The 25,495-nt window shown below is 65.3% G+C and carries 23 protein-coding genes; 13 read left to right on the top strand and 10 right to left on the bottom strand.

Features of this window, described 5'->3' with window-relative positions; all coding sequences use genetic code 11:
• Position 1: 1 nt before the first annotated feature.
• From AC07UC_RS28340 to AC07UC_RS28300, 9 genes are read left to right on the top strand one after another with little or no spacing between them, the layout of a single operon-like run.
• Positions 2–934 carry a carbohydrate ABC transporter permease gene (locus tag AC07UC_RS28340; protein ID WP_140769268.1) on the top strand — a complete coding sequence of 311 codons (933 nt, stop codon included), beginning with the start codon at positions 2–4 and terminating at the stop codon, positions 932–934.
• Positions 931–1,767, top strand: a complete 837-nt coding sequence (locus AC07UC_RS28335; RefSeq protein WP_140769266.1) for a carbohydrate ABC transporter permease — start codon at positions 931–933, stop codon at positions 1,765–1,767. The genes AC07UC_RS28340 and AC07UC_RS28335 overlap by 4 nt, the downstream gene beginning before the upstream one ends.
• A gap of 5 nt (positions 1,768–1,772) precedes the next feature.
• The gene (locus AC07UC_RS28330; protein ID WP_494908136.1) at positions 1,773–2,594 is read left to right on the top strand and encodes a sugar phosphate isomerase/epimerase family protein; all 822 of its coding nucleotides are present in this window, start codon (positions 1,773–1,775) and stop codon (positions 2,592–2,594) included.
• Positions 2,595–2,605: 11 nt separating this feature from the next.
• On the top strand, positions 2,606–3,682 hold the full coding sequence (locus AC07UC_RS28325) for a Gfo/Idh/MocA family protein (protein ID WP_494908135.1): 1,077 nt from the start codon (positions 2,606–2,608) through the stop codon (positions 3,680–3,682).
• Positions 3,682–4,500, top strand: a complete 819-nt coding sequence (locus tag AC07UC_RS28320; RefSeq protein WP_494908134.1) for a sugar phosphate isomerase/epimerase family protein — start codon at positions 3,682–3,684, stop codon at positions 4,498–4,500. The genes AC07UC_RS28325 and AC07UC_RS28320 overlap by 1 nt, the downstream gene beginning before the upstream one ends.
• Positions 4,500–5,333 carry an alpha/beta fold hydrolase gene (locus AC07UC_RS28315; RefSeq protein ID WP_494908133.1) on the top strand — a complete coding sequence of 278 codons (834 nt, stop codon included), beginning with the start codon at positions 4,500–4,502 and terminating at the stop codon, positions 5,331–5,333. Before AC07UC_RS28320 ends, AC07UC_RS28315 begins: the two co-directional genes overlap by 1 nt.
• On the top strand, positions 5,330–6,052 hold the full coding sequence (locus tag AC07UC_RS28310; RefSeq protein WP_140769257.1) for a ribulose-phosphate 3-epimerase: 723 nt from the start codon (positions 5,330–5,332) through the stop codon (positions 6,050–6,052). The genes AC07UC_RS28315 and AC07UC_RS28310 overlap by 4 nt, the downstream gene beginning before the upstream one ends.
• Entirely contained in the window at positions 6,049–7,071 is a 1,023-nt protein-coding gene (locus AC07UC_RS28305) for an ROK family protein (protein WP_494908132.1), read from the top strand. Before AC07UC_RS28310 ends, AC07UC_RS28305 begins: the two co-directional genes overlap by 4 nt.
• Positions 7,064–8,164, top strand: coding sequence for an ABC transporter ATP-binding protein (locus AC07UC_RS28300; RefSeq protein ID WP_202323482.1), 1,101 nt, complete (start codon positions 7,064–7,066; stop codon positions 8,162–8,164). Before AC07UC_RS28305 ends, AC07UC_RS28300 begins: the two co-directional genes overlap by 8 nt.
• Positions 8,165–8,234: 70 nt before the next feature.
• Here AC07UC_RS28300 and AC07UC_RS28295 read toward each other — a convergent pair whose 3' ends face one another.
• Positions 8,235–9,563: a dicarboxylate/amino acid:cation symporter gene (locus AC07UC_RS28295; protein WP_494908131.1), complete on the bottom strand. Its 1,329-nt coding sequence runs from the start codon at positions 9,561–9,563 to the stop codon at positions 8,235–8,237.
• Between the two features lie 167 nt (positions 9,564–9,730).
• On the opposite strand from AC07UC_RS28295, the gene AC07UC_RS28290 reads away from it, so the two are divergent.
• The 3 genes from AC07UC_RS28290 (at position 9,731) to AC07UC_RS28280 (ending at position 13,562) form a co-directional block, all read left to right on the top strand.
• On the top strand, positions 9,731–11,689 hold the full coding sequence (locus tag AC07UC_RS28290) for a sensor histidine kinase (RefSeq protein ID WP_494908130.1): 1,959 nt from the start codon (positions 9,731–9,733) through the stop codon (positions 11,687–11,689).
• The gene (locus tag AC07UC_RS28285; protein ID WP_494908129.1) at positions 11,686–13,068 is read left to right on the top strand and encodes a sigma-54-dependent transcriptional regulator; all 1,383 of its coding nucleotides are present in this window, start codon (positions 11,686–11,688) and stop codon (positions 13,066–13,068) included. The genes AC07UC_RS28290 and AC07UC_RS28285 overlap by 4 nt, the downstream gene beginning before the upstream one ends.
• Before the next feature lie 68 nt (positions 13,069–13,136).
• Positions 13,137–13,562 carry a GNAT family N-acetyltransferase gene (locus AC07UC_RS28280; protein WP_140769247.1) on the top strand — a complete coding sequence of 142 codons (426 nt, stop codon included), beginning with the start codon at positions 13,137–13,139 and terminating at the stop codon, positions 13,560–13,562.
• 4 nt (positions 13,563–13,566) lie between these two features.
• Here the strand turns inward: AC07UC_RS28280 and AC07UC_RS28275 are convergent, their stop codons facing one another.
• The 9 genes from AC07UC_RS28275 to murA all read right to left on the bottom strand — a co-directional run bounded on the left by AC07UC_RS28275 (position 13,567) and on the right by murA (position 24,456).
• Positions 13,567–14,682 (bottom strand): anhydro-N-acetylmuramic acid kinase, encoded by a 1,116-nt coding sequence (locus AC07UC_RS28275; RefSeq protein WP_494908128.1) that lies wholly within the window; start codon positions 14,680–14,682, stop codon positions 13,567–13,569.
• Between the two features lie 10 nt (positions 14,683–14,692).
• The gene (locus AC07UC_RS28270) at positions 14,693–15,691 is read right to left on the bottom strand and encodes a serine hydrolase domain-containing protein (protein ID WP_494908127.1); all 999 of its coding nucleotides are present in this window, start codon (positions 15,689–15,691) and stop codon (positions 14,693–14,695) included.
• A 223-nt stretch (positions 15,692–15,914) separates the two neighbouring features.
• On the bottom strand, positions 15,915–17,663 hold the full coding sequence (locus AC07UC_RS28265) for an ABC transporter ATP-binding protein (RefSeq protein WP_494908126.1): 1,749 nt from the start codon (positions 17,661–17,663) through the stop codon (positions 15,915–15,917).
• Complete coding sequence (locus AC07UC_RS28260) at positions 17,660–18,499, bottom strand: ABC transporter permease (RefSeq protein WP_494908125.1); 840 nt, start codon at positions 18,497–18,499, stop codon at positions 17,660–17,662. The genes AC07UC_RS28265 and AC07UC_RS28260 overlap by 4 nt, the downstream gene beginning before the upstream one ends.
• Positions 18,499–19,458: an ABC transporter permease gene (locus AC07UC_RS28255; protein ID WP_140769237.1), complete on the bottom strand. Its 960-nt coding sequence runs from the start codon at positions 19,456–19,458 to the stop codon at positions 18,499–18,501. Before AC07UC_RS28255 ends, AC07UC_RS28260 begins: the two co-directional genes overlap by 1 nt.
• Positions 19,459–19,488: 30 nt before the next feature.
• On the bottom strand, positions 19,489–21,006 hold the full coding sequence (locus AC07UC_RS28250) for an ABC transporter substrate-binding protein (protein ID WP_494908124.1): 1,518 nt from the start codon (positions 21,004–21,006) through the stop codon (positions 19,489–19,491).
• Between the two features lie 225 nt (positions 21,007–21,231).
• Entirely contained in the window at positions 21,232–22,155 is a 924-nt protein-coding gene (gene murQ, locus AC07UC_RS28245) for an N-acetylmuramic acid 6-phosphate etherase (protein WP_494908123.1), read from the bottom strand.
• A gap of 169 nt (positions 22,156–22,324) precedes the next feature.
• Positions 22,325–23,203: a glucosamine kinase nucleotide-binding domain-containing protein gene (locus AC07UC_RS28240; RefSeq protein ID WP_494908122.1), complete on the bottom strand. Its 879-nt coding sequence runs from the start codon at positions 23,201–23,203 to the stop codon at positions 22,325–22,327.
• Positions 23,200–24,456 (bottom strand): UDP-N-acetylglucosamine 1-carboxyvinyltransferase, encoded by a 1,257-nt coding sequence (gene murA / locus AC07UC_RS28235; RefSeq protein WP_494908121.1) that lies wholly within the window; start codon positions 24,454–24,456, stop codon positions 23,200–23,202. Before murA ends, AC07UC_RS28240 begins: the two co-directional genes overlap by 4 nt.
• Positions 24,457–24,624: 168 nt before the next feature.
• Between murA and AC07UC_RS28230 the strand changes: the two genes are divergently transcribed.
• Positions 24,625–25,476, top strand: a complete 852-nt coding sequence (locus AC07UC_RS28230) for a MurR/RpiR family transcriptional regulator (protein ID WP_140769227.1) — start codon at positions 24,625–24,627, stop codon at positions 25,474–25,476.
• Positions 25,477–25,495: the final 19 nt, after the last annotated feature.

Raw genomic sequence — 25,495 nt, 5'->3', positions numbered from 1 at the left:
CATGACCGCGGCCGCCACCATTCCAGGCGCTGGCCGGCCGCGGCGGCTTGGCAGAGCGCTCCCCAGCGCCTTCTGGGCCCTCATCCTGCTGACGCCGGCCTTCGTGTCGCTGGCGTCGGTCTCCTTCTACCCGATCGTCAACGGGCTCTATCTTTCGCTCACCAACACCTCGCTGATCACGCAGGATCAGGATTTCATCGGCTTTTCCAACTATGTGCAGCTGTGGGGCGACCCGCAGTTCTGGAACGCCTGGTGGCACACAATGTGGTTCACTGCCGCCTCGACGGTGCTGGAGACGGTGATCGGGCTCGGCATGGCGCTGATCCTGTGCGAAGCCTTCAAGGGGCGAGGGCTCGTCCGCGCGGCCATGCTGGTGCCCTGGGCGATGCCTACCGTAGTCACCTCAAAGATGTTCGGCTGGCTGTTCGACGGTCAGAACGGCATCGTCAACTACATCCTCCTGCATGCCGGGCTGATCGACCAGAACATCAATTGGTATGGCTCACCCGACACGGCGATGATCACCATCATCATCGCCGATGTCTGGAAGACGACGCCGTTCATGGCGCTGCTGCTTCTGACCGGCTTGCAGACGGTGCCCAATTCGTTGATCGAGGCAGCGCGCATGGACGGCGCCAAGGGCTGGATCACCTTCTGGCATATCCGCTTGCCGCTCCTGATGCCGACCTTGCTGATCGCCGGCCTGTTCCGCGCGCTCGATGCCTTCCGCGTTTTCGACCTCGTCTATGTGCTGACCGGCGGCGGCCCCGCCGATTCCACCGAAACGCTATCGACGCTGTCCTACAAGGTACTCTTCTCGACGCTGCAGTTCGGCTACGGCTCGGCCGTGTCGACAGCGATGTTCATCACCGAGGGCCTCATCGCGCTGGTCTTCGTCGTCTATCTCGTCCGCCAGATCAGGAGGGCGGGATGAACGATACGCGCTCACCGCTGCAGACGTTCCTCATCTATGCCGGCGCCGTGCTGATCCTCGTCTGGTCGGGCGGGCCGTTCCTCTGGCAGTTCTCGACGTCGTTCCAACTCGACAAGATGCTGACCTCGGGATCGCCGTCACTGATCCCGCATCCCTTCACGCTGGAGCACTATTACAACGCCTTTTTCGAGAAGCAGCTTCACCGCTACGTCTGGAACTCGCTGGTGGTCTCGCTGGCAACGACCTTCCTGTGCCTGTTTGTCGGCTCGCTTGCCGCCTTCGCGCTTTCGCGACTCAACATAAAGGGCCGCTTCGGCGTCCTCATGGTCATCCTGTCGGTGTCGATGTTCCCGCAGATCGCGCTGGTCGGCCCGCTCTATCTCGTCGCCACCAATCTCGGCCTGCTCGATACCTACACGGCGCTGATCATCACCTACCTGGCGCTCGGCCTGCCGCTCGTCACCTGGGTGCTGTTCGGCTATTTCGAGACGCTGCCGCGCGAGATCGACGAGGCGGCGCGCATGGATGGCGTCAGTGTCCCTGGCCTGCTCTGGCGCATCATCCTGCCGATGTCGCTGCCGAGCCTGGTGACGACAGGCCTGCTTGCCTTCATCACCGCGTGGAACGAATTCCTGTTCGCGCTCGCCTTCACCTCCAACATCGACCGGCAGACGATCCCGGTCGGCATCGCCAACTTCACCAACCTCTATTACGTCCCCTGGGGTGACATCGCCGCGGCCTCCGCCGTGGTGACGGTGCCCTTGATCCTTCTGGTGCTGTTCTTCCAGCGCCACATCATCGAGGGATTGACCCAGGGCGGCGTCAAGGAATGAACGACATGACACAGACGAAGCTCAAGGTCGGCTGCCAGACCTTCACCTGGGAAATGCTTGGAAAAGCCTGGACCGGCGGCCCCGACGATCTCTTGAAGGCGATCGCCGATGGCGGCTATGCCGGCATCGAGATCACCGACACCATGATCGGCCGCTACGCCGACCGGCCGTCGGAGTTCGCCGCCGCGCTGAAGTCGTCCGGCCTGACGCTCGTCTCCTTCGCCTTCGGTTCGAAGAGCGGTTTCACGCTCAAGGAGGAGATCGGCGCCGACCTTGAGGCGGCGCAGCGCTGGATCGATTTCGCTTCCGCCTTTCCCGGCGCGCTGGTGTCGATGGGGTCGGCAACCGTGGTGTCCGAAGGGCCGCGCGACGACAAGTTCGCCATCGCCGCCGAGGTTTACAACAAGGCCGGCGAGCTTGGCCGCAAGGCTGGCGTCCAGGTGGCGGTGCATCCGAGCTCCCACCACAACACGCTGCTGTTCGACCGCGCCGATTACGACAGGATCTTTGCACTGCTCGACCCCGACCTGGTCGGCTGGGTGCCGGACACCGGCCACATATTGCGCGGCCACAAGGACATGGCCGACACACTGCGTACCTATCGCGACCGCATCCGCTATATCCATTTGAAGGACGTCGACGCCAACGGTACCTGGGCGATGCTGGGCAAAGGCGTCTGCGACGCGCCTGCGGTCATCGAGATCGCGAACACCGCGCCGCGTTTCAACGGCTGGCTGGTGCTGGAAGAGGAATCCGAAACGGCCGCCGCCGATCCCGCCGGCGCGGTGAAAACCAATCGCCAGACAATGCGCGGCTACGGCGCCTGAAGAACGAGACGATGATCAAGAAACAAGACAGACGCCTTAGAGTCGGTGTGCTCGGCTGCGGCCCCATCGCGCAGTTCGCGCATCTGCAGTCCTGCGCGAAGGCCGGAAATGCCGACCTCTACGCCATCTGCGACGCGGCGCCCGACCTGCTGGCCCGCATGGGCGCCACCTACGAGCCGCGGAAGATGTATGCCGACTATGACGCGATGCTCGCCGATCCCGAGCTGGAGGCGGTGATCGTGGCGACGTCTGACGCCTATCACGTGCCGATGTCGATCAAGGCGCTCGACGCCGGCAAGCATGTTCTGTGCGAAAAGCCGATCGGCACCTCTGTCGAGGAAGGCGAGGCTCTCGCGGCAGCGGTGAAACGCTCCGGCAAGGTGCTGCAGGTCGGTCACATGAAGCGCTTCGACCCGGCACTGGAGGCGGCCCGCGACTTCGTCCGCGACGAGATGGGCGAGGTGCTGGCGCTGAAGGCCTGGTATTGCGATTCCACCCATCGCTACACCAACACCGACGCCATTCAGCCGCTGCCCGTCACCAGCAAGCTGGCGAGGAAACCTTCGGGCAATCCAAAGGCCGATTTGCGGCAGTACTTCATGCTGGCGCACGGCTCGCATCTCGTCGATACCGCGCGCTTCCTGTGCGGTGAGATCACCGCCGTGCGCGCCCGCCTCAACGAGCGCTTCGGCGCCTATTGCTGGTTCGTCGAAACCGAATTCGCCAGTGGCGCGCTCGGCCATCTCGATCTTACGGTGGCTGTACGCATGGACTGGCACGAAGGGTTTCAGCTTTATGGCGAGAACGGTTCGGTCATCGCCAAGACATTCAACCCCTGGTACTTCCGCGCCAGCGAGGTCGACATCTTTCATGAGAAGGACGCGACCTCGCGCAAACCGCTCGGCGCCGACGGCCACTTCTTCCGCCGCCAGCTGGAAGGTCTTGCCGATACCGTACTGAACGGCGCGCCGATGCGCGGCGCCAATGTCGAGGACGGCATCGCCTCGATCCGCGCCATGGTGGCGATTGCGCGCTCGGTTGTATCCGGCGAGCGGGTCGAGCTCACCTCGGTTTCGGGTTCGGTCTGATGCGCCTCGGCATCTTCGCCAAGACTTTTACGGGCAGCGACCCGGCCGCTGTGCTGGCTGCGGTGAAGCAGGCCGGATACGAGACGACGCAGTTCAATCTCGCCTGCGCCGGCCTGCCGTCGATGCCGGATGCGGTACCAGCGGATGCTATCGCTTCCATCCGTGCTGCCGCGCAATCATCAGGCGTTTCGCTCGCAGCGCTGTCGGGCACCTACAATATGGCGCATCCCGACAAGGCCGTGCGCGACGATGGCCTGCGGCGCCTTGCCGTCGTCATCGAGACGGCTTCTGCCCTGGATATTCCCTTGGTCACGCTCTGCACCGGCTCGCGCAATGCCGCCGATCAATGGGCTTATCATCCCGACAATGCCACACCGGCCGCCTGGTCCGACATGGCTGCCGAGATGGCGAAGGCGCTGGCGTTGGCGGAAGAAGCCGGCGTCGATCTCGGCATCGAGCCCGAGCAGGCCAACATTGTCACCTCCGCTACCGATGCGACGCGCCTGATCGCCGACATGGGCTCCAGCCATCTCAAGATCGTGCTCGATCCGGCGAACCTGTTCGAGCACGCGACGCCGGACGAAGCGCGTGCGATCGTTGCGGACGCGATCGAGGAGGCCGCCGGCCACATCGCCATGGCGCACGCCAAGGACCGGCATGGCGACGGCCGCTTCGCCACGGCAGGGCAAGGCATTGTCGATTTCTCCGATCTCGTCGCGCGGCTGAAGGGAGTGGGTTTCGACGGTGCGCTCGTCACCCACGGCCTGTCCGCTGATGAGGCGCCTGATGTCGCCGCCTTCCTGCGGGGACTGCTCTGATGAGCGCCGTGCCTACGGTCATGCGTCGCGACGATGCCGCCCTTCGTGTCTTCGACACGGAGCAGGGCAGGCTTCCCGTCGTCTTCCAGCATGGCCTCGGCGGCGATGCCAATCAGGTGGCGCAGAATTTTCCTGACAGCCCGTCACGCCGCCGGCTGACCGTCGAGTGCCGTGCGCAGGGCGGCTCCGGTGCTGGCAGCAAGCGTCCGTTCTCGATCGCGATGTTCGCCGATGACGTGTTGGCCGCCGCCGATGCGGCCGGGCTTGACTGCTTCATCGCCGGTGGCATCTCGATGGGGGCAGCGATCGCGTTGCGGCTTGCCGCCTACCACCCGGACCGCGTGCTTGGCCTGGTGCTGGTGCGTCCCGCCTGGGCCTTCGCTGCGGCGCCGCAAAACATGTGCCCTTACACGGAAGTTGCGGACCTCATCCGCCGACGTCCACTGGCTGAGGCCCGCGACGCTTTCGCGTCCTCCGCGACATCAGCCCGCTTTCGCTCAGAGGCGCCGGACAATCTCGCCTCGCTGCTCGGCTTCTTCCAGCGCGAAAACGCTGATGTCTTTGCCGAGGTGATGCAGGCGATCGCCAATGACGGGCCTTGCGTGACGCGGGCGCAAGCCGCCAGCTTCGCAATACCCGCGCTCATCATCGGCAGCGGCATCGACCTCGTCCATCCCCTGGTGACCGCACGCGAACTTGCCGAGACCATCCCCAATGCGGTCTTCGCCGAGGTCACGCCAAAGGCCTCCGACAAGGATCGCCATTTCGCCGAAATCCGCGCCGCCATCGGCGGCTTTCTCGACAGAAATTTCAACAATCAGGACCAATCATGACTTCAAAGCCTCTGTCAGGCCCGGCCGCCATCGCCGCATTGCCGCGCGATCGCTTGATCGCCGAATTCTCGCTCTGGTCGGCCAATCTCGCCAATTTCGAGAGCGACTTGAAGCGCATCGAGCCCTATGTCGATCTGCATCACATCGATGTAGCGGACGGCCACTTCGCCCCGTCCTTCCTGTTCTTCCCCGATCTCGTCGCCCGCATTGCCGGCCTGACGGCCAAGCCCATCCACGTCCATCTGATGGTCGATGCGGCGATCGTCGAGGCACAGACACGCCAGTTCATCGAGGCGGGCGCCGACATGATCAGTGTTCATGCCGAAAACGGCGAAGCGGGGTTGCGCGCCGTTCGACTGGCCCGTGAACTCGGCGCCGAAGCCGGCGTGGTGCTGCGGCTGGAGACGCCGGTCGAGGCGGTGAAGCCTTTCGTCTCCGAGGTCGCCTTTGTCACGCTTCTGGGCACCGCGATCGGCGTCAAGGGCCAGGGCCTGTCGGAGACCGCCTGCGACAGGCTGGGTGCTGCCCGCGCCATCCTGCGAGAAGCTGGTCGCGAGGCTGCCGTCGTTCTTGCCGCCGATGGCGGCATCCGCCACGAGACCGTGCCGCTGCTGCGTGCCGCCGGCGCCGAGACCGTGGTGCTTGGTTCGCTTGCCTTTGGCGACAAGGATCTGGGCGGCCGCATCGGTTGGCTGCATGGGCTGAAGGTCGCGGCATGAGCACTGAAGCCGCCCTCGCGATCGATCTTGGCGGCACCGAGCTTCGTGCCGCGCTGGTCGACCGTGACGGTAAGATCCTGGCCTTCGCCGCTGTGCCGACACAGGCGCAGGCTGGCCCCGAGGTGGTGATCGGCCAGATCGAGGCGCTCGCGGCCACCGTCCATGCCGAGGCCCCGGGGCTTGCCATTGTCGGCGTCGGCGTCGGCGCGCCTGGACCGCTGGATCCGCTGGCCGGCATCGCCGTCGGGCCGCCGACGCTGGCCGGCTGGCAGGACGTTCCGCTGGCCGACATCCTCGAGCGGCGGCTTGGCCTGCCGGTGCGGCTGGAGAACGACGCCAACGCGGCGGCACTGGGCGAATGGCGCTTCGGCGCCGGCCATGGCGCACGCTCGCTGGTCTTCATCACGGTCTCGACCGGCATCGGCGGCGGTGTCGTCGCCGATGGGCGCATCCTGCACGGCCGCCGCGGCCTTGCCGCGGAGATCGGCCATATGACGATCACCAATGAAGGCGAGCGCTGCCTGTGCGGCGTCGTCGGCTGCTTCGAGGCCGTCGCTTCGGGCACGGCACTTGGCCGCCGCGCCAACGCCGCGACGTCGGCATTCGATGGCTCGACGCTGCGTCGCCTCTCGGGCAACGCCGAGGTTACGGGGCGCCACGTGGTCGAGGCGGCGCGGCTGCAGGACGATCTCGCTTTGGCCCTGCTTGAGGAGGAAGCGCGCTGGCTGGGCGTCGGCTTCACCAATCTTCTGCATCTTTATTCGCCCGACGTGCTGGTCGTCGGCGGCGGCATCGGCAATGGCCTCGACCTGATGCATCCGGTCATCGAGGCGACTATCCGGCAACGCGCCATGCGCGCCTATCGCGACGTGCCGGTGGTCCAGGCGCAGCTCGGCCGCCATGCTGGGCTGGTCGGCGCCGCCAGCCTTGTGCTGTTTGATGATTTGGGTGCGTTGGCGGCCCGCATGCCTGTCGGTCCAAGCACCTACCCGGACAAGAGGAGGGACTTCAATGGCTGAACTCAAGCTGCGCGGCGTGCGCAAGTCCTATGGCAATGCCGAGGTCATAAAGGGCGTTGATCTCGATGTCGGCGACCGCGAGTTCGTCGTCTTCGTCGGCCCGTCCGGCTGCGGGAAGTCGACGCTGCTGCGCATGATCGCGGGCCTGGAGAAGATCACCGCGGGCGAGCTCATGCTCGACGGCGCCCGCATCAACGAGGTCGATCCCTCCGAACGCGGCCTTGCCATGGTGTTCCAGTCCTACGCGCTCTATCCGCATATGACGGTCGCCGAAAACATGGGCTTCGCGCTGAAGATCGCCGGCCTGCCGGTGGCCGAGCGAGACGCCAAGGTCAAGGCCGCCGCCGACGTGCTGCAACTGTCGCATCTGCTCGGCCGGCGGCCCAAGGAACTGTCCGGCGGCCAGCGCCAGCGCGTCGCCATCGGCCGCGCCATCGTGCGCCAACCGAAAGTCTTCCTGTTCGACGAGCCGCTGTCGAACCTTGATGCGGCACTGCGCGTCAACATGCGGCTGGAACTGATGCAACTGCACGAGCGGCTCGCCGCCACCATCGTCTATGTCACGCACGACCAGACCGAGGCGATGACCATGGCCGACAAGATCGTCGTCCTCAATGGCGGCACGATCGAGCAGGTCGGCTCCCCGCTCGATCTCTATAACCGCCCTGCCAATGTCTTCGTCGCCGGCTTCATCGGCTCGCCGAAGATGAACATGCTGCCGGTGCGGGTTGTCTCGGCCGATGGGAACGGCGTTGTGGTTGCCTTGCCGGGCGAGGCCAGCCTGGTTGTTCCGGCCGCGGCGGGCGCGCTCGCGCCGGACAGCGAACTGCTGCTTGGTATCCGGCCGGAGCATATCCGCATCGCCGATGCCGGCCAGTTCAAGGGCGAGGCGGTGCTGGCCGAACGGCTCGGCGGCCTGACCATCCTGCATGCCGATATCGGCGAGACGGCCAGGCTTGTCGTGCAGACTGAAGGCACCGACACCACCCCGCTGCACAGCCCCATCGCGATGCAGGTCGATCCGTCCCACTGCCATCTGTTCGCCGCCGATGGCAGAGCGCTGGCGCCACTTGGCAGAACGCGCGCCGCCTGACGTCTTCGCGGCATGAAATGGCCGGAGGCGGTGATGCCTCCGGCCATTCGCTATCGTGCGCTCCTGCGGATCACTCGGCGGGAACGATGTCCGCCGGCAGGCTGTCGTCGACTGTTCCGGCCAGGGCTCTCGCCAGCTTGGCCTCGTCGAGTTCGCCTTCCCAGCGCGCGACCACCAGCGTGGCGACGGCATTGCCGATGAAGTTGGTCAGCGCCCGGCACTCCGACATGAAGCGGTCGACGCCGAGGATCAGCGCCATGCCGGCGACCGGCACGGAGGGAACCACCGAAAGTGTCGCGGCGAGCGTGATGAAGCCCGCGCCGGTAATGCCGGCGGCGCCCTTGGACGACAGCATCGCCACCAGCAGCAGCAGGATCTGGTCGGCGATCGAGAGATGGATGTTCGTCGCCTGCGCGATGAACAGCGCGGCAAGCGTCATGTAGATGTTGGTGCCGTCGAGGTTGAAGGAATAGCCGGTCGGGATGACCAGGCCGACCACTGAGCGCTTGGCGCCGGCCTTCTCCATTTTCTCCATCAGCGAGGGCAGCGCCGCTTCCGACGAGGAGGTGCCCAGCACCAGTAGCAGCTCTTCCTTGATGTAGCGGAGCAGCGACAGGATGGAGAACCCGTTGTAACGGCAGACCGCACCCAGCACGACGAACACGAACAGCAGCGATGTCGCGTAGAATGTGCCGACCAGCATGGCGAGGTTGATGACAGAGCCGATGCCGTATTTGCCGATGGTGAAGGCCATGGCGCCGAAAGCGCCGATGGGGGCTGCCTTCATCAAAACGCTGACCAGCTTGAACATCGGCGCCATCAGCGCCTGCAGGAAGTTGAGCACCGGCGCGCCCCTGTCGCCGACCAGCGCCAGCGCGATGCCGAACAGCACCGAGAAGAACAGCACCTGCAATATGTCGCCATCGGCGAAGGCGCCGACGATCGTGCCGGGAATGATGTTCATCAGGAAGCCGGTGACCGACTGGTCATGCGCCTTGGCGGCATAGGTGTTGACGGTCGAGGCGTCGAGCGTTGCCGGGTCGATGTTGAAGCCGGCGCCCGGCTGCACGACATTGGCCACGATGAGGCCGATGATGAGCGCCAGCGTCGAGAAGGTGAGGAAGTAGAGCATCGCCTTGCCGGCGACGCGGCCGACCTTCTGCAGGTCGCTCATGCCGGCGATGCCGGTCGCAACCGTCAGGAAGATGACCGGGGCGATGATCATCTTGACCAGCTTGATGAAGGCGTCGCCGAGCGGTTTCATGCTCTCGCCGATCGACGGATAGTAATGGCCGAGCAGGATGCCGACGGTGATCGCCACCAGCACCTGCACGTAGAGTTGGGCATAGAGGGGCTTGCGCTGCGCGGCGGCCGCGCCCGATTGGTCTGCGATGTGCATCGAACTCTCCCTGGCCGGATGGACGGAACCCGTCCTGCGTGACTTCTCCCATCGCGGCGTTCCGGTCGCCCGCCGCTGGAAGGAGTTTTGCAAGCGCTGTGCCAGATCGGGGAAAGGCCGGAATCCCGGGTTTCCGGGCGTTCTTCAGCGGCCTTCGATGGGGGCGTGTGCGGATTTCCGCACAGGAGGCGATTGCCTGGGCGGAATTTCGCATTAGAGTGTGGCCGCAAGGCCGCGAGAAAAGGGAGAGGCAGACGCCGCAGGCACGCACTGATAGCGGCTCAGCCGGGTTTGCCGGCGGCGAACCGCTGCGCGAGGCGGTTGGCCGGCTGCGCGATGGCCGCTGGCTCATCGTCATTATCGCCCTTGCGATACTGGCCGGCGCGATCGCCATCGCGGGGCGCATCGCCACCGGCCAGGCGACCAGTGACCTGCGCGACACGGCACTTGCCGCCCTGCCGCTGGCGGCGGGGACGCTGACAGGCGAAATCGAGAAGCAGCGCCTGGTTCCCTTGGTGCTGGCTCGCGACGATGCCGTGCGCGGGGCGCTGCGCCGGGCCGGGACCATGCAGGAAGCGGCCCTCAACGACAAGCTCAAGGCGATCACCGGCGATGCCTCGGCCTCCGCCATCTACGTCATCGACACGGCGGGCGTCGCGATATCTGCCAGCAATGCCGGCGAGCCGACGAGCTTTGTCGGCATCGATTATAATTTTCGTCACTATTTCAACGAGGCAATGGCGAGGGGCTCTGCCAGCCAGTATGGCCTGGGCACGATCAGCGGCCGGCCGGGCCTCTATCTCTCGAGTCGCGTCGACGACAACGGCAAGCCGCTGGGCGTCGTGGTGTTGAAGGTCGAACTCGATGGCGTCGAGGCCAATTGGCGCTCCAGCGGGTTCCTCGTTTTCGTCACCGACGAACGCGGCGTCGTTCTGGCCACCAGCCAGCCCGAATGGCGGTTTCATGCGCTGGCGCCGCTCTCCGCCCAAGATGCCGCCGCTGCCCATGAGCAGCTGCAATTGTCCGATGCCGCCTTCGAACCGCTGCCGATGCGGCGCGGTGCCGGCGACGGCCAGGCGACGATCGAGAGCTCGGGAAAGCCGCGCCAGTTCGTCGAGGTGGTGCAGGACCTGCCCGGTGCGGTCCCCGGCTGGCGCCTCTGGCTGCTGACGCCGGCCGACGCCGCCCTCTCGTCCGCCGCCAACACGGCGCGCCTGACGACGCTGCTCGGGCTGCTGCTTACCGGCCTGCTTGCCTATGTGCTCACAAGGCGCCGCCGCACACGCCGGCTGCGGCAGGAGGCGCTGGCGCGCATGAATGCCGAACTCGAAAGCCGGGTATCCTCGCGAACCGCCGAACTGACACGCTCTAACGCCGCACTCGCCGGCGAGATCGCAGAGCGCGAGAGCGCCGAAGCCAAGGTCCGCCGGCTGCGCGACGATCTCGCCCAGGCCAACCGGCTTTCCATCCTCGGCCAGATCGCCGCCGGCGTCGCGCACGAGATCAACCAGCCGGTCGCCGCCATCCGCACCTATGCCGAGAATGCCGGCCGCTTTCTCGAAGGCGGCAAGACCGAACCGGCAAGCGGCAATCTGACCTCGATCGTCTCGATGACCGAACGCATTGGCGCCATCACCAGCACATTGCGCACTTTCGCCCGCCGCCCCGGTGTCGCCGCTTCGCCGCTGCCGGTGCGCGAGGCAATCGACGGCGCGCTGTCGCTGCTGTCTGGCCGCATCCGCGATTCCGGCGTCACCATCGTCAAGCCACGCGGCAATGCATCGCCGATGGTGATGGCAAGCCGCATCCGGCTGGAGCAGATCCTGGTCAACTTGTTGCAGAATGCACTCGACGCCATGAAGGACCAGCCCGCTCCCCGCATCGAGATCGACATTGCGGAGCGCGACGACAGGGTGCTGATTTCGGTGCGCGACAACGGTCCCGGCCTCGGGCCTGAAGCGGCCGGCAATCTGTTCATGCCGTTCCAGACCACCAAGGAGAAAGGGCTCGGCCTCGGGCTGGTGATCTCGCAGGAGATCGCCCAGGAATTGGGCGGCACGCTGCGGCTCGATCCCGACAGTGCCAAAGGCGCATCCTTCACCATCGATTTGAGGCGAATTGAATGAACGAGGGATCAGGGCTGGTGGCGCTCGTCGACGACGATGCCGACCTGTTGCATGCCACCACGCAATTGCTCGAACTCGCCGGCTTCACGGTGGTCGCGCGCGATGCCGCCGAGGCAGCACTTGCCGTCGTCGACAGGGATTTTGACGGCGTGGTCGTCAGCGACATCCGCATGCCGGGCATGAACGGCCTGCAGCTGTTCGACCGCATCAAGGCGATCGACCCCGACATACCCGTGATCCTGGTCACCGGACATGGCGATGTCGATCTTGCGGTCGCCGCGCTCAAGGACGGCGTCTACGATTTTATCCCAAAACCCTATGCCGGCGATCGCCTTGTCGAGGCGCTGAAGCGAGCATCGGAGAAGCGGCGGCTGGTGATGGAAAACCGGCGCCTGCGTGAAGCCGCCGCACAAGCCGCCGACGGCCTGCCGCTGATCGGCGAAGCGCCTTCAATCCGCCGCCTGCGCGAAACCTTGCGGCAGATCGCCGACATGGATGTCGACGTGCTCGTGGAAGGCGAGACCGGAACCGGCAAGGAAGTGGTGGCTGACCTCCTGCACCGGTGGGGCCGGCGACGGGCAAAACCCTTCGTGGCGCTGAATTGCGGTGCTCTGCCCGAGACCGTCATCGAAAGCGAGCTGTTCGGCCACGAGGCGGGAGCGTTCACAGGCGCGCAGCGGCGGCGGATCGGCCGCGTCGAGCATTCCAGCGGCGGCACGCTTTTCCTCGACGAGATCGAATCCATGCCGCCGGCTCTCCAGGTCAAGCTGCTGCGGGTGCTGGAGACGCGCAGCCTCACGCCGCTCGGCTCGAACGAGACCCGGCGCCTCGATCTCAGGGTCGTCGCGGCAACCAAGGTCGATCTCGGACGGCCCGACCAGCGCGGCGATTTCCGCGAGGACCTCTATTTCCGCCTCAACGTGGTGACGCTGCGCATTCCGCCGCTGCGTGAGCGGCGTGGCGATATCCCCATGCTGTTCGGGCATTTCCTCGGCAAGGCGGCGGAGCGCTTCGGCCGGCCGGTCGCAAAGGTGAACGCTGCGGTGAGCGATCATCTCCAGTCGCATGACTGGCCGGGTAATGTGCGCGAGCTTGCCCATTTTGCCGACCGAGTGGCGCTCGGTCTCGGCCTGGACGACGAAGCCGAGGCGCCCGCGCGGCTGCCCGAACCCTCGGCGGCGTTGCCGGAGCGGGTCGGGCAATATGAGGCACAACTCATCCGCGACGCGCTGCGCGACCATGGCGGCGATGTGCGCGGGGCCATCGATGCGCTCGGCGTGCCGCGCAAGACATTCTACGACAAGCTCAAGCGCTACGGCATCGCCGCGTCCGAATTCCGCAATGGTGGGGACCCGCCACCTGTTCGAGAGCCGACATAGGCATTGCGCCAGGGCCTTGCGCCTCGTAACGCTCCACTCCCATCCAGCCGAGCTTTCCGGAAAGAGCCATGAAGACGAACCTCGAAACAACGGCAAACCCCTTGCCGGAAGAACTGGCCTTTCTCGGCGAGCGCCTGACGGCGTTCAACGACGGCGATGTCGGCGCGTCCGAAAGGAAAGCGCTGGCTGTGTTCGTACGCGATGAGGATGGTGCGGTTGTCGCCGGCATTTCGGGCTACACGGCCTGGGGCTGGCTTTACGTGCAATGGCTGTGGGTCGACGAAAGGCTGCGCGGCCAGCACATGGCCGGCAAGATGCTGGACGCGGCCGAACAGGAAGCCGTGGCGCGCGGCTGCCATGGCGCCTTGATCGACACCTTCAACCCGAACGCCGACAAGGTCTACCAGCGCCAGGGCTATCAGCCCTTCGGCGAGCTGGCCGATTTTCCGGTTGGCCGCAGCCGCATCTTCCTGCAGAAGAAACTGGTTGGCTGAGTGATCAGCCCGCCAGCCGTCCGCCGCGCATCGGCTGCGGCGCACCCGTGGTGCTTGGAAAACTGATCGGCAGGCCGCGCAGCACGCGCACCGCGAGGAAGGCAAAACACTCGGCCTCGACAGCGTCGCCGCTCCAGCCGAGGCTTTCGGCCTGCACCACATCGACACCGGCGCGGCTGGCGAGCATGGCCATCATCGTCGGGTTGTGGCGACCGCCACCGCTGACCACCAGCTTTTTCGGCCGGTGTGGCAAGAGGTCGAGCGCCTTGCCGACGGCGCCGGCGGTGAAGGCAGTGAGCAGGGCGGCTCCATCCTCGGCATCGAGGCCATCCGCCATCGCGGCGCCGAAGTCGAAGCGGTCCAGCGATTTGGGGTAGGGCTTGCCGAGATAGGGATGCTGCAACAGCTTGGCCAGCCTTGCTTCGTCGACCGTCCCCGCCCGGCCAAGTGCGCCGTCGCGGTCCATTTCCCCGAGCCCCTTCGACTTGATGAAATCGTTGAGCGGCGCATTGGCGGGTCCGGTGTCGAAGGCGACGACATTGTCGGCACCATCCCACCAGGTGATGTTGGCGACGCCGCCGAGATTGAGCACGGCGACCTCGCCGCTCGCTCCGGCGCTACGCATCAGCGCGGTGTGATAGGCCGCGGCCAGGGGTGCGCCTTGTCCGCCGGCGCGCATGTCGGCCGAACGGAAATCATAGGCGACCTTGGTGCCCAAAATGGCGTGCATCAGCTCGCCGTCGCCGAGTTGCCGGGTCTGGCCGAGCCGTCCGACCTGCGGCGCGCGATGCAGCACGGTCTGGCCGTGGAAGCCGACGACGCCGATATCGGCCATCGTCATGCCATAGCCCTCGACCAATTCCTTCACCGCTGCCGATTGGGCACGCGTCAGCGCTTCCTCGGCTGTGCGGAAGATCGCCGGTTCCGGTCCGACAAAGTTCCAGGCCCGTGCAGCCGTCAGCGTCTCTTCCAGCAGCGAGCGGATCGATTGGGGGTAGGGCATCAGCCGGTAGGTGCCGAAATCGTCGATCCGCTCGCCATCGGTCTTGATCAGCGCGACGTCGATATTGCCGTCAAGCACGGTGCCGGTCATCAGGCCGACGGCCCAGATTGGTTCCATCATCTAGCTCCTAAAGTCCATTGACGAGATCGCCGACCGTCTGCCGAAGCGAAACAATGCCGCTGTCGAAATGACGTGTCGGATGGATCCGGTTGGTGAGCAAGGTCCAGGCCTTGCCCTTGTCGAAATCGATCCACAGTCCGGTGCCGGTGAAGCCGGTATGGCCGATTGTTCCGGGACTGCACGAGGCCCCGCCGGACCAGCCCTCATAAGGGCGCTCCCAGCCATGGGTGCGGGTGGCGGACAAGGGCGTGCGCATCAGCGCGATCGAATTCTTGGAAGCGCCGGTCAGCAGCTCCTGCGCGAAATCCAGCACTGAAGCGACTGTGCCGAACAGGCCGGCATGACCGGCGCCCTGCAGGGCCGAGCAATTGTCGTCATGGACTTCGCCGGACAGCACGCGATGACGCCAGGTGCAGTCCTCGGTCGCCGCGGCGACATCCGGCTCCGTGGACCATGCAAAGCCGGGGCCGGGATCCAGGTCGCGGATGGTCTTGCCCGAAAGCCGTTCCAGCGCAAAGCCGAGCAGGATGAAATTGATATCGGAATAGACGGGGTCACGGGCGCGCCATTCGCGCTGCAGGATGAAGGCGCGCAGCAGGTCGGGGTCACGCCCGTAAGTGTAGATCGGCTCGACGGCCGGAAACGGCGTCTGGTGGCCGAGGCATTGGCGAAACGTCACCTTCCGCTCCCAAGCCCCTGCGTCATACTGGCGAAGGTCCGGGAGAACCGAGATCAGCGGCGCGTCGAGATCGACGACGCCGTCCTCCGCCAGCGCCAGGATGCGCGGCGTGGTGAAGATGATTTTGGTCAGGGACGCCAGGTCGAACCAGGTTTCGGCGGTCATCGGCCGCTGCTTGGGCACAAGTTGCGCCGAGCCGATTGCCCTGACGATGCGGCGGCCATGGTTGTCGACAATGCCGAGCACGCCGCCGGGGATACGACCCTCTGCTACAGCCGCTTCCAGTGGTTGAAATGCGCGGTCGAAGAGTTGGGTGAGGGTGCTCAAAGGCGGCCTCCATCTGAAAGGCCGCGATCCTTGGCGCCCCCCTCTGGCCTGCCGGCCATCTCCCCCACTAGGGGGGAGATTGGATGCGTCACGGCCTTCGCCAATCGCCAGCGTTGCAGAAAAGGCGGTGCGGGCGACGCTGCCAATCTCCCCCCTAGTGGGGGAGATGCCCGGCAGGGCAGAGGGGGGCGCTGTCCCGCCAACCTCGGATATCCCAGAGCCATCACCCTTCCACCCTCGCCATATGATCGCCCCCAAACTGCTCCCACCGCGCCGGCGCCGGCTCAAACCCCCGAGGGCGCACAAGCGAAGGCATCTGGCGTGTGTCCAGTTCGAAATGCTCGCGCCGCCGCTCGATGGTCGGAACGGCGGCGATCAGCTTCTTCGTATAGGAATGCTTCGGCTTCGACAGCACCGAGGCCGCGTCGCCGATCTCGACGATCTGGCCGGCATAGATGACGGCGATGCGATGAGCGATCCGCTCGACCACCGCCATGTCGTGCGAGATGAAGAGATAAGCCAGCCCGAACTCGCGCTGCAGGTCGACCAGCAACTCCAGCACCTTGGCCTGCACCGAGACGTCCAGCGCCGACACCGCTTCATCGAGAACGACGACCGAGGGATTGAGCATCAGCGCGCGGGCAATGCACAGCCTCTGCCGCTGGCCGCCGGAGAATTCATGCGGATAGCGCTCAAGACTGTTCCTGGGCAGGCCGACGCGTTCCAGCAGGGTCGCCATCCTCGCCAGCGTTTCCGCATTCACCCGGCCGCCGGCGGCGATCTCCGGTTCGGCCAGGATGCTCCCGATGGTCAGCCTCGGGTTAAGGGAGGCATAGGGGTTCTGGAACACCATCTGCACGGGCTTGGTGCCGCGCCCGGCGGCAGCCGCTCGGCTGCCGACCGAGAAGCTGCCACGTGTCGAGCGCACCAGCCCGAGAACCGCCCTCGCGGTGGTCGATTTGCCAGAACCGCTCTCACCGACGATGGCCAAGGTCTCGCCCGGCATCAGGTCGAAATCAACGCCGTCGACGGCGTGCACAGCGCCGGTGGCGCGGCTGAAGAAATTGCTCTTGAGGGGGAACCGCACCACCAGTCCGTCGACCTTCAAGGCCGGTTCTGCGTGTGCGTCCTTGGCGCGCTGTCCGTCCGCGCGCGTCGCGCTTCCGTTGGCGAAATGCGGCACGTCCTGCAGCAGATGCTGTGTGTAGGGGTGCTGCGGCCTGTCAAGAATCTGGTTCAGCTCGCCTTGCTCCACGGCCTGCCCGTTCTGCATGACCATCACCTTGTCGGCGATGCCGGCAACCAGGCCGATATCATGGGTGATGAAGATGACAGACATGCCGGTTTCGCGCTTCAGCTCGGCAAGCAGCGCCATGATCTGCGCCTGCACGGTGACGTCGAGCGCGGTCGTCGGCTCGTCGGCGATCAGCAGGCGCGGATTGCAGGCCAAAGCAATGGCGATCATCACCCTTTGCAGCATGCCGCCGGACAACTGGTTGGGCGTGTATTTCAGCCGCCGCGCGGCGTCGGGGATGCGCACGCGGTCGAGCGCATCCTTGGCCGCGGCCGTGGCTTGCCTGCCGGTCAGGCCTCTGTGCAGGCGAAACGATTCCTCGATCTGCGAACCGATGGTCAGCACCGGATTGAGCGAAGTCATCGGCTCCTGGAAGATCATGCCGATCTCGGCGCCGCGAATGCCGGTCAGCTGCGCCTCGGTGGCAGCCATCAGGTCGAAGAGACTGCCGTCGGCACGCTTCAGCGTCATCGAGCCGCCAATGATGCGGCCGCCGCCAAAATCGATCAGCCGGTTGATCGACAGTGCGGTGACCGATTTACCGGAGCCGCTTTCGCCGACAATGGCCAGTGTCTCGCCATCGGCAAGATCGAAGCTGACGCCGCGCACCACCTCATTGGCCTGGCGGTCGCGGCCGAAGCCGACGCGCAGATCGCGGACGGACAGCAGCGGGCTCATGCCGGCGCCCTCCGCATTCTGGGGTCGAGGATATCGCGCAAGGCATCACCCAGCAGATTGAAGCCGAGGATGCTGATCATGATGGTCAGCCCCGGAAAGATCATCAGCCAGGGCGCGGTCTCCATCAGATTGCGGCTGTCGCTCAGCATCAGGCCGAGCGAGGCCGCGGGCGGCTGCGTTCCCAGCCCGAGGAAGCTGAGACCGGCTTCGGTGAGCAGCGCCCAGGCCAGCGCCAGCGTCACCTGCACGGTCAGCGGCGCCACCAGATTGAGCAGCAGATGGCGCGTGACGATGTAGCTCGAACTGCTGCCAAAGGTGCGCGCCGCGTCGACGAATTCGCGCGCCTTGAGCGACAAAGCAGGGCCGCGCACCACGCGGGTGAAGATCGGCGTGTAGACGATGCCGATGGCGACGACGCTGGTCCATGTGCCCGGCCCGGCGACGGTGACGATGAGCAGCGCCAGAAGGATCGCCGGGAAGGCCAGCAGCACGTCCATGATGCGCATAACCACGCCGTCCCAGCGGCGCCCGAGCCAGGCTGCCGCGAGCCCGAGCACCGTGCCGGCAAGGGTCGCGAAGGTCACCGAGAAGAAGGCGACCGTGAAAGACTGCCCGATGCCTGCCATCAGCCGGCTGGCCACGTCGCGGCCGAACAGGTCGGTGCCCATCCAGTAGGCGCCATTGGGGGCGTGCAGCCGGTCAACGCGGAATTGCGTGATCGGGTTGTGCGGCGTCAGCCCGGCCAGGCCGAGGATGGCGATCATGAGATAGACGCCGACGATGACGCCGCCGATGCGGCCACTGCCATGCCCGAAGATGGCGCGCAGGATGCGCATCACTGCTCTCCCAGACGGATGCGCGGATCAAGCCCGACATAGGCGAGGTCGACCAGGAGATTGACGATCATGAAGTTGAAGGCGATGAACAGCACGGCTCCCTGCACCAGCGCGTAGTCGCGCTGCAGGATGGCGTCGAGCACCATGCGGCCGAGGCCAGGCAGGGCGTAGATTTGTTCGACGATGACGGCGCCGCCCAGGAGATAGCCGAACTCGATGCCACCAAGCGTCACCACAGGGATGAGCGCGTTGGGCAGGGCATGCCGCCAGATGACGCTGCGCGCCGACGCGCCCTTGCTGCGCGCGGTGCGCACATAATCGTCGCTCAACACGTCGAGCATGGCCGAGCGCGATATGCGGGTGACGGACGCGGCGAAGGCGAAGCCCAGCGTGATGGCAGGCAGGATCAGCTGGCTGAAATTGCGCAAGGGATCCTGCCAGAGCGGCGCGAATTCGCCCATCGCCGGCAGCACGCCGAAGCCCGCCGACAGTGTGTAGATGATCAGGAGGCCAAGCACGAAGCTCGGCGTCGACTGGCCGATCATGGCGACGATGCGAACCCCGAGATCGGACGGTTTTTCATTGTGCGTGGCGGCAAAGATGCCCGCCGGCAAACCGACGATGAGCGCGATGATCATCGACAGGACAGCCAGTTCCAGCGTCAGCGGGAAGCGCTCGAGGATGACGTCAAGCACCGGCCTGCCATAGGTGACGGAAATACCGAAATTGCCGTGCAGGATGCCGCCGATCCAGCGCCAGTACTGGACGAACCAGGGCTGGTCGATGCCGAAATAGGCGGCGAGCGAATCCCGCTGTGCCGGCGTCAGCAGGCCGGCCTCGGTGCCGAGCATCGCCGTGATTGAATCGCCCGGCACCATCCGGATCGCCACGAAGACCAGGATGGACACGCCAAGCAGGACGAGAGGAAACGTCGCCAGTCGTCGCATCAGATAGTTCACGCGAAGGATACCTCTCGTCCAGGCTTGCGGTTACTGCTGGATGGTAACCTTGCTCAGGCTGAACAGCGTGCCGGTCGGCGTGGGCACGAAGCCGGCGATGTTCTTCTGCTGGGCCGTGTAGCTGTAGGACGTGTAGAGCCAGATCCAGGGCGACATTTCGGCGAGGTGCTTCTCGAACGCGGCGAAGATCGCCTTGCGTTTGGCCGGGTCGGTTTCGGCGCGGCCCTGCTGCATCTGGCTGTCCAGCGTATCGTCGATGTAGTTGGCCACCTTCTGCAGATTGCCTGCCTTGGTCCAGTAGCGGTTGTACATGGTGTAGGGGTCGGCGCGGCCGCCATTGAGCGCGATTGCCATGTCGAAATCGCCCTTCAGCCAGGCATCGACATAGACGTTGAGCTCCATCATCTTGATGTCGAGCTTGACGCCGATTTCGGCGAGCTGCGACTGGATGACCTGCGCTTCCGCCGCCGCCGTCGGCGGCTCGCCGGTAGCGCCGATCACGGTCGCCGAGAAGCCGTCGGCAAAACCGGCCTCGGCCATCAGCTTCTTGGCCTTTTCGACATCACGCTTGTAGCAGAACAGCTGGCTCGGATCGGTCGCCAGCGCCGGGATGGTCAGCGGTCCGGTGACCTTGCCCTCGCCGAGCGAGGCGGTGTCCAGCACCTCCTGCCGGTCGATGGCGCAGGAGATCGCCTGGCGCACCTTGAGTTCGGTCATCGGCTTGCGCGAAGGGTTGAGCTGCAGCACGTGGTAAGCGAGCACCGGCACGCGGTTCAGCTGCAGGCTGGCTTCCTTCGGCACCAGCGTGGCGACCAGCGGGTCGTTGAGCAGCGCGAAATCGATCTGCTTGGTGCGCATGGCGGCAAGGATCGCGGCCTCGTCCGGAAGCACGCTGATCTCGATGCCGTCGACACCGGGCACGCCGCCGGCCCAGTCCTTGTTGGCGCTGAGCACTTCCTTGGCGTTGGGGTCCCATTTGTCGAGCTTGAACGGGCCGGAGCCGACGGCCTTGGTGCCGATCGAACCGGCCTTGATCTCGGCCGCCGGAACGATGGCCGCGTTGACGTCGCTCATCGCCGTCAGGATCGGCACGTCGGGCTGCGACAAATGGAAGACGACAGTGGCGGCATCCGGCGTGTCGATGCCGGCGATCGACAGGAAATTGGCGCGGGCCGCTGCTCCCGTCTTCTCGTCGAGAATGCGATCGAACGAGGCCTTGACGTCGGCCGAGGTGACGGCCGTGCCGTCCTGGAACTTCGCCTTGGGATCGAGCTTGAAGGTCAGTTCCTTGCCATCTTGCGAAAACGCCCAAGATGTGGCGACGGCCGGGATGATCTGCAGGCTGGCGTCGACCCGCACCAGCGGCTCATAGATCAGTTCCAAAAGCCGCAGCGACGAGAACGCCGTCTGCTTGTGGGGATCAAGTCCGGTGGCGTCTTGCGACCAGGCCATGTGCAACGTCGCCGCCTGCGTCGAAACCGTCGCGATGCCGAGCATCGCTGCCAGGGTGATACCCGACAGCAGCGTTCTTGTGAGATGCCCTATCATTTTCGTCTCCCATTATATCTGACTTGATGCCTTGCAGTTTCCGCGAGCCGCTTCCAAGACACACATGCTTTGGAGTATCGGCCCAGTTTAGAGCATTTCCGGCGAAAATAGGATCGCCCCAAATGCTCTATCTCTTTGTTTTTACGCAATTCCGGACGCAAAACCGCCGCGCACTTTTGCTGGAATTGCTCTTTGCGGCTTCGCGCCGTCTTGTCTCAAGCGGTGTCACACCGCGCTCTCGCTGATCGCTCTTCTCAGGAAACCTCCGGCCTTCGCGAGGGCAGCCCGCGCCGCCTCGACATCCATGCCGGTGATCGTCACCAGGATCGCCAGTTTCACATCGTTGCCGGTCCGATGAAGTGCCTGTTTGGCCCGCTGCGCCGTGCAGCCCGTGGTCTGCATGACCATCCTGGTTGCCCTGGCCACCAATTTCTTGTTGGACGGGTTGAGATCGACCATCAGGTTCTGAAAACTCTTGCCGATGCGGATCATCGAGGCCGTGGTCAGCATGTTGAGCACCAGTTTCTGCGCGGTTCCGGACTTCAGCCGGGTCGAGCCGGTGAGGACTTCGGGGCCAACGACCGGCGAAATGGCGATGTCGGCGATGCCGGCAATGGTCGACGCCGGATTGCACGACAGGGCAACCGTCGTTGCGCCCACTTGCTTCGCATAGGTCAACCCGCCGATGACATAGGGCGTGCGCCCGCTGACCGCGATTCCGACGACCACGTCGCTGGCGGTGAGCCCAATATCTTGCAGCGCCCGCACGCCCATCTTCGGATTGTCCTCCGCGCCTTCCGTCGACCGCACCAATGCATCGGGTCCGCCGGCGATCAGGCCGATCACCATGTCTTCAGGCACCCCGAAGGTGGGCGGGCATTCCGAGGCATCGAGAACCCCGAGCCGCCCGCTGGTGCCGGCGCCGATATAGATCAGCCGCGCGCCTTTCTGGAAGGCAAGCACGATGCGGTCGACCGCGGTTGCGATTTCCGGCAGCACCTTTTCGACAGCCGCGGGCACGGCTCTGTCCTCGTCATTGATCTTGCGCAGGACATCGATGGTCGGCAGCAGGTCGATATCGACGGTCCGCGGGTTGCGGCCTTCGGAAACCAGCCGGTCCAGCTCAGACATCAACCCTTGTTCGGTCATTCCAATGCTTTCAAAAGTCCTGCCGCACGACCGGCATCGAGCACGGATCCAATCGGCGCCAGCGCCCACGGACGATCCGGCCCGATCAGTTTTCTTCGTTAACTTTTTAGAATTGGATATTCATACCGTCAACAAATATTTGGAATATTTTATTCCTTCTCTCGCAGGGTTACCGTGCGCAGAGCGATCGTTTCGCAAGGATGACCGCACCCGATACGGCGTCACCGTCGGCGGGTTTCAGACGGCGCCTGACATCGGGCGAGAGCCAGGGTTCGAGCGGGCTGGCGAGGCCGCCCAGCAAGGTCACGCGTGGCGCGCCTTTCTCGAACAGCACCCGCACCAGCGTGTCGATCTGCTCAGCCGCACTTTGCACGATGCGCCGTCCGGCCGGATCGCCCTGGTCTGCATGGCGCATCACCATCGGCGCCATAGCGGCGTAATCCGTCGCGCTGGCGCGGTCCATCCAGGCGACGGCTTCCATCGGGTCACCCTCGAAGCGCTGCATCACTTCCGCCAGCAGCGCCGTCCGCTCGTGCCGGCCGTCATGGGCGCGCAGCGCCAGCTGCACGGCCTTCAGTCCCAGATGGGCGCCGCTGCCTTCGTCGGAGATCGGAAAGCCGTAACCACCGACACGCAGGTCGCGCCCCTCGACAAAGCCGAGCCCGATCGAGCCCGTCCCGGCAATGACGATGGCGCCGTCCTGGCCGGAATGCGCGCCCAGGCAGGCGCCGACACCATCGCTGACGAAGTCGATGCTGGCAAAGGGATGCGCGATCGCCCGCAACGCCTCCAGCGCGCCCTTGCGGCCGATGCCGGCAAGGCCGATACCGGCGCGAATCCCCGCTGTCTCGGCCGGCCCGAATCCTGTCTCCTCGATCGCCGCGCCAAAGGCTTTGGCAATGGAAGCCCAGGCCGCGTCGATGCCGAGCCGCGTCGTCGCCGGCCCGGACAGGCCTTGTCCCAGCACGTTGCCTTCCGCATCCTCGATGCGAGCCCGGCAGCCGGTGCCGCCGCCGTCGACGCCGAGAAAATAGTCGGGGCCGCTCATGGGCTCAGCCGCTCGATGTCGGCGCCGCAGAGACGCAGCTTGCGATCCAGCTGCTCATAGCCGCGATCGAGGTGATAGACGCGGTTGATGATCGTTTCGCCCTCGCTGACCAGCGCCGCCAGCACCAGCGACACCGAGGCGCGCAGGTCGGTGGCCATCACCTGCGCGCCATGCAGTTTCTCGCCGCCGCGAACCAAAGCCATCGTGCCTTGCAGCTTGATGTTAGCGCCGAGCCGCATCAGTTCGGGCACATGCATGAAGCGGTTCTCGAAAATGGTCTCGCGCAGCAGGGAGGCCCCGTCCGCGCAGCACATCAGCGCCATGAACTGCGCCTGCAGGTCGGTCGGAAAACCCGGATAGGGTTCCGTCGTGAGGTCGGCGGCCTTGAGCGGCCGCTCGCGTGACACGATCAGTCCGCGATCTCCAGGCCAGACGCTGACGCCGGTGGCCTCCAGCAATTGCACGACAGAAGCCATGTGTTCGAGCCGGGCATGGGTGAGCTCAAGCTGACCGCCGGTGATCGCCGCGGCAATCGCATAGGTGCCGGCCTCGATACGGTCCGGGATGATGTCGTGCCGGGCGGCATGCCAGCTGGTGCCGCCGGCGATCAGGATGCGGTGCGTGCCGGCGCCCTCGATGCGCGCGCCCATGGCGATGAGGCAAGCGGCGAGGTCAGCCACTTCCGGCTCGCGCGCCGCGTTGAGGATCTCGGTTTCGCCCTTGGCCGTGGTCGCCGCCATCATGGCGGTCTCCGTTGCCCCGACCGATGGCGAGCTGAGCACGATGCGCGTGCCGAGAAGCCCGTTCGGGGCCGAGGCCACGATCAAACCATTCTCGATGGCGATCCGAGCGCCCAGCGCGGCAAGGGCGGAGACATGCATGTCGACCGGCCGCGCGCCGATCGCGCAGCCGCCAGGCAGTGAAACCCGCGCATGGCCGAAACGGGCCAGAAGCGGTGCGAGAACGAGCACCGTCGCGCGCATTTTGCGCACCGTGTCATAAGACGTTTCCTTCGAAACGGCAGCACTCGTATCGATCGTCGCGGCATGGGCCGACCGTGTCACGTCGGCGCCGTGAAGCCGCACCACGCCGAGCATGTTTTCGACATCGGTTACATCGGGCAGGTTGGTCAGTTCGAGCGGGTAGGGACTGAGCAGGGCCGCCGCGATCTGCGGCAGGGCGGCGTTCTTGGCGCCGGATATGGTGACCGCGCCTTCCAGTCTTCGTCCGCCGACGATCCGCAATCTGTCCATGGCTGAACCCTTGTATGGCGAAGCCGGGCGGCGGGTCCGGTCTCTCCGGAAGGTCCATCCGATTCCGAACCTGGCCGGTCCGGTTCGAGAATTAATTCTGCATTCTTGGCTGTCAATCGAAATTGGAATATTTTATTCCTCCGAGCAGCGAAACGCTCCAGAGGGTTCATGTCCGTTCTAAAGACGATCAATGCGAAGCTCGACGGCATGGCGCCAGGTGATCGCGAGATCGGCCAGTACATCGTCGACAATCCCGACCAGATGCTGCGCCTGTCGACGGCCGCCCTTGCGGCCGAGATCGGCCGCAGCCAGTCGAGTGTCGTCAAGTTCAGCCAGAAACTCGGCTATGCCAGCTACCAGGAACTCAAGCTCGCCGTCAGCGAGGCCAAGGCGCAGGACTGGCAGGTGCCGGCCGGTGTCATCCATGGTTCGATCGAGGTCGGCGACACCTATCCGGTCATCCTGAAGAAACTGATCGGCAGCAAGCTGCTGTCGATGCAGCAGACCGTCGCCGCCAACAGCGAGCGCATCATTTCCCGCACGCTGGAGCTGCTGGATGGCGCGCGCCGCATCCATCTGGTCGGCGTCGGCGCCTCCTCGCTGGTGGCGCGCGACTTCTCCTACAAGCTGATGAAGCTCGGCCGCAATGTGCTGCACGACAGCGACAGCCACATCCAGATGGCCAATGCCGCGACGCTCGGGCCTGGCGACGTGCTGTTCGCGCTTTCCTATTCCGGCGCCAGCATCGAAACCTTGCGCATCGCCGAGCTTGCCCGCAAGCGTGGTGCGATGGTGATCGCCGTTACCGGCCTGCACGACAATCCGCTGAGCCGTGTCGCCGACATCCGCCTTTACACCATCGCCGACGAGGAGCGAGCGCGCTCCTCCTCCATCACCGCGCGCGATGCGCAGCTGACGCTGACCGACCTGTTGTTCATCCTCTTGGTGCAGAAGCAGCCGGACGCCAACGATTATGTCCACAACAGCGAGGCAGCGGTCTCGGTGCTGAAGGCCGAATGATCCCGGGAGTTCGAGACGG

The organism is Mesorhizobium sp. GW821-FHT04C10 (assembly GCF_059420305.1).
This window is presented reverse-complemented; position numbering and strand designations above follow the sequence as displayed.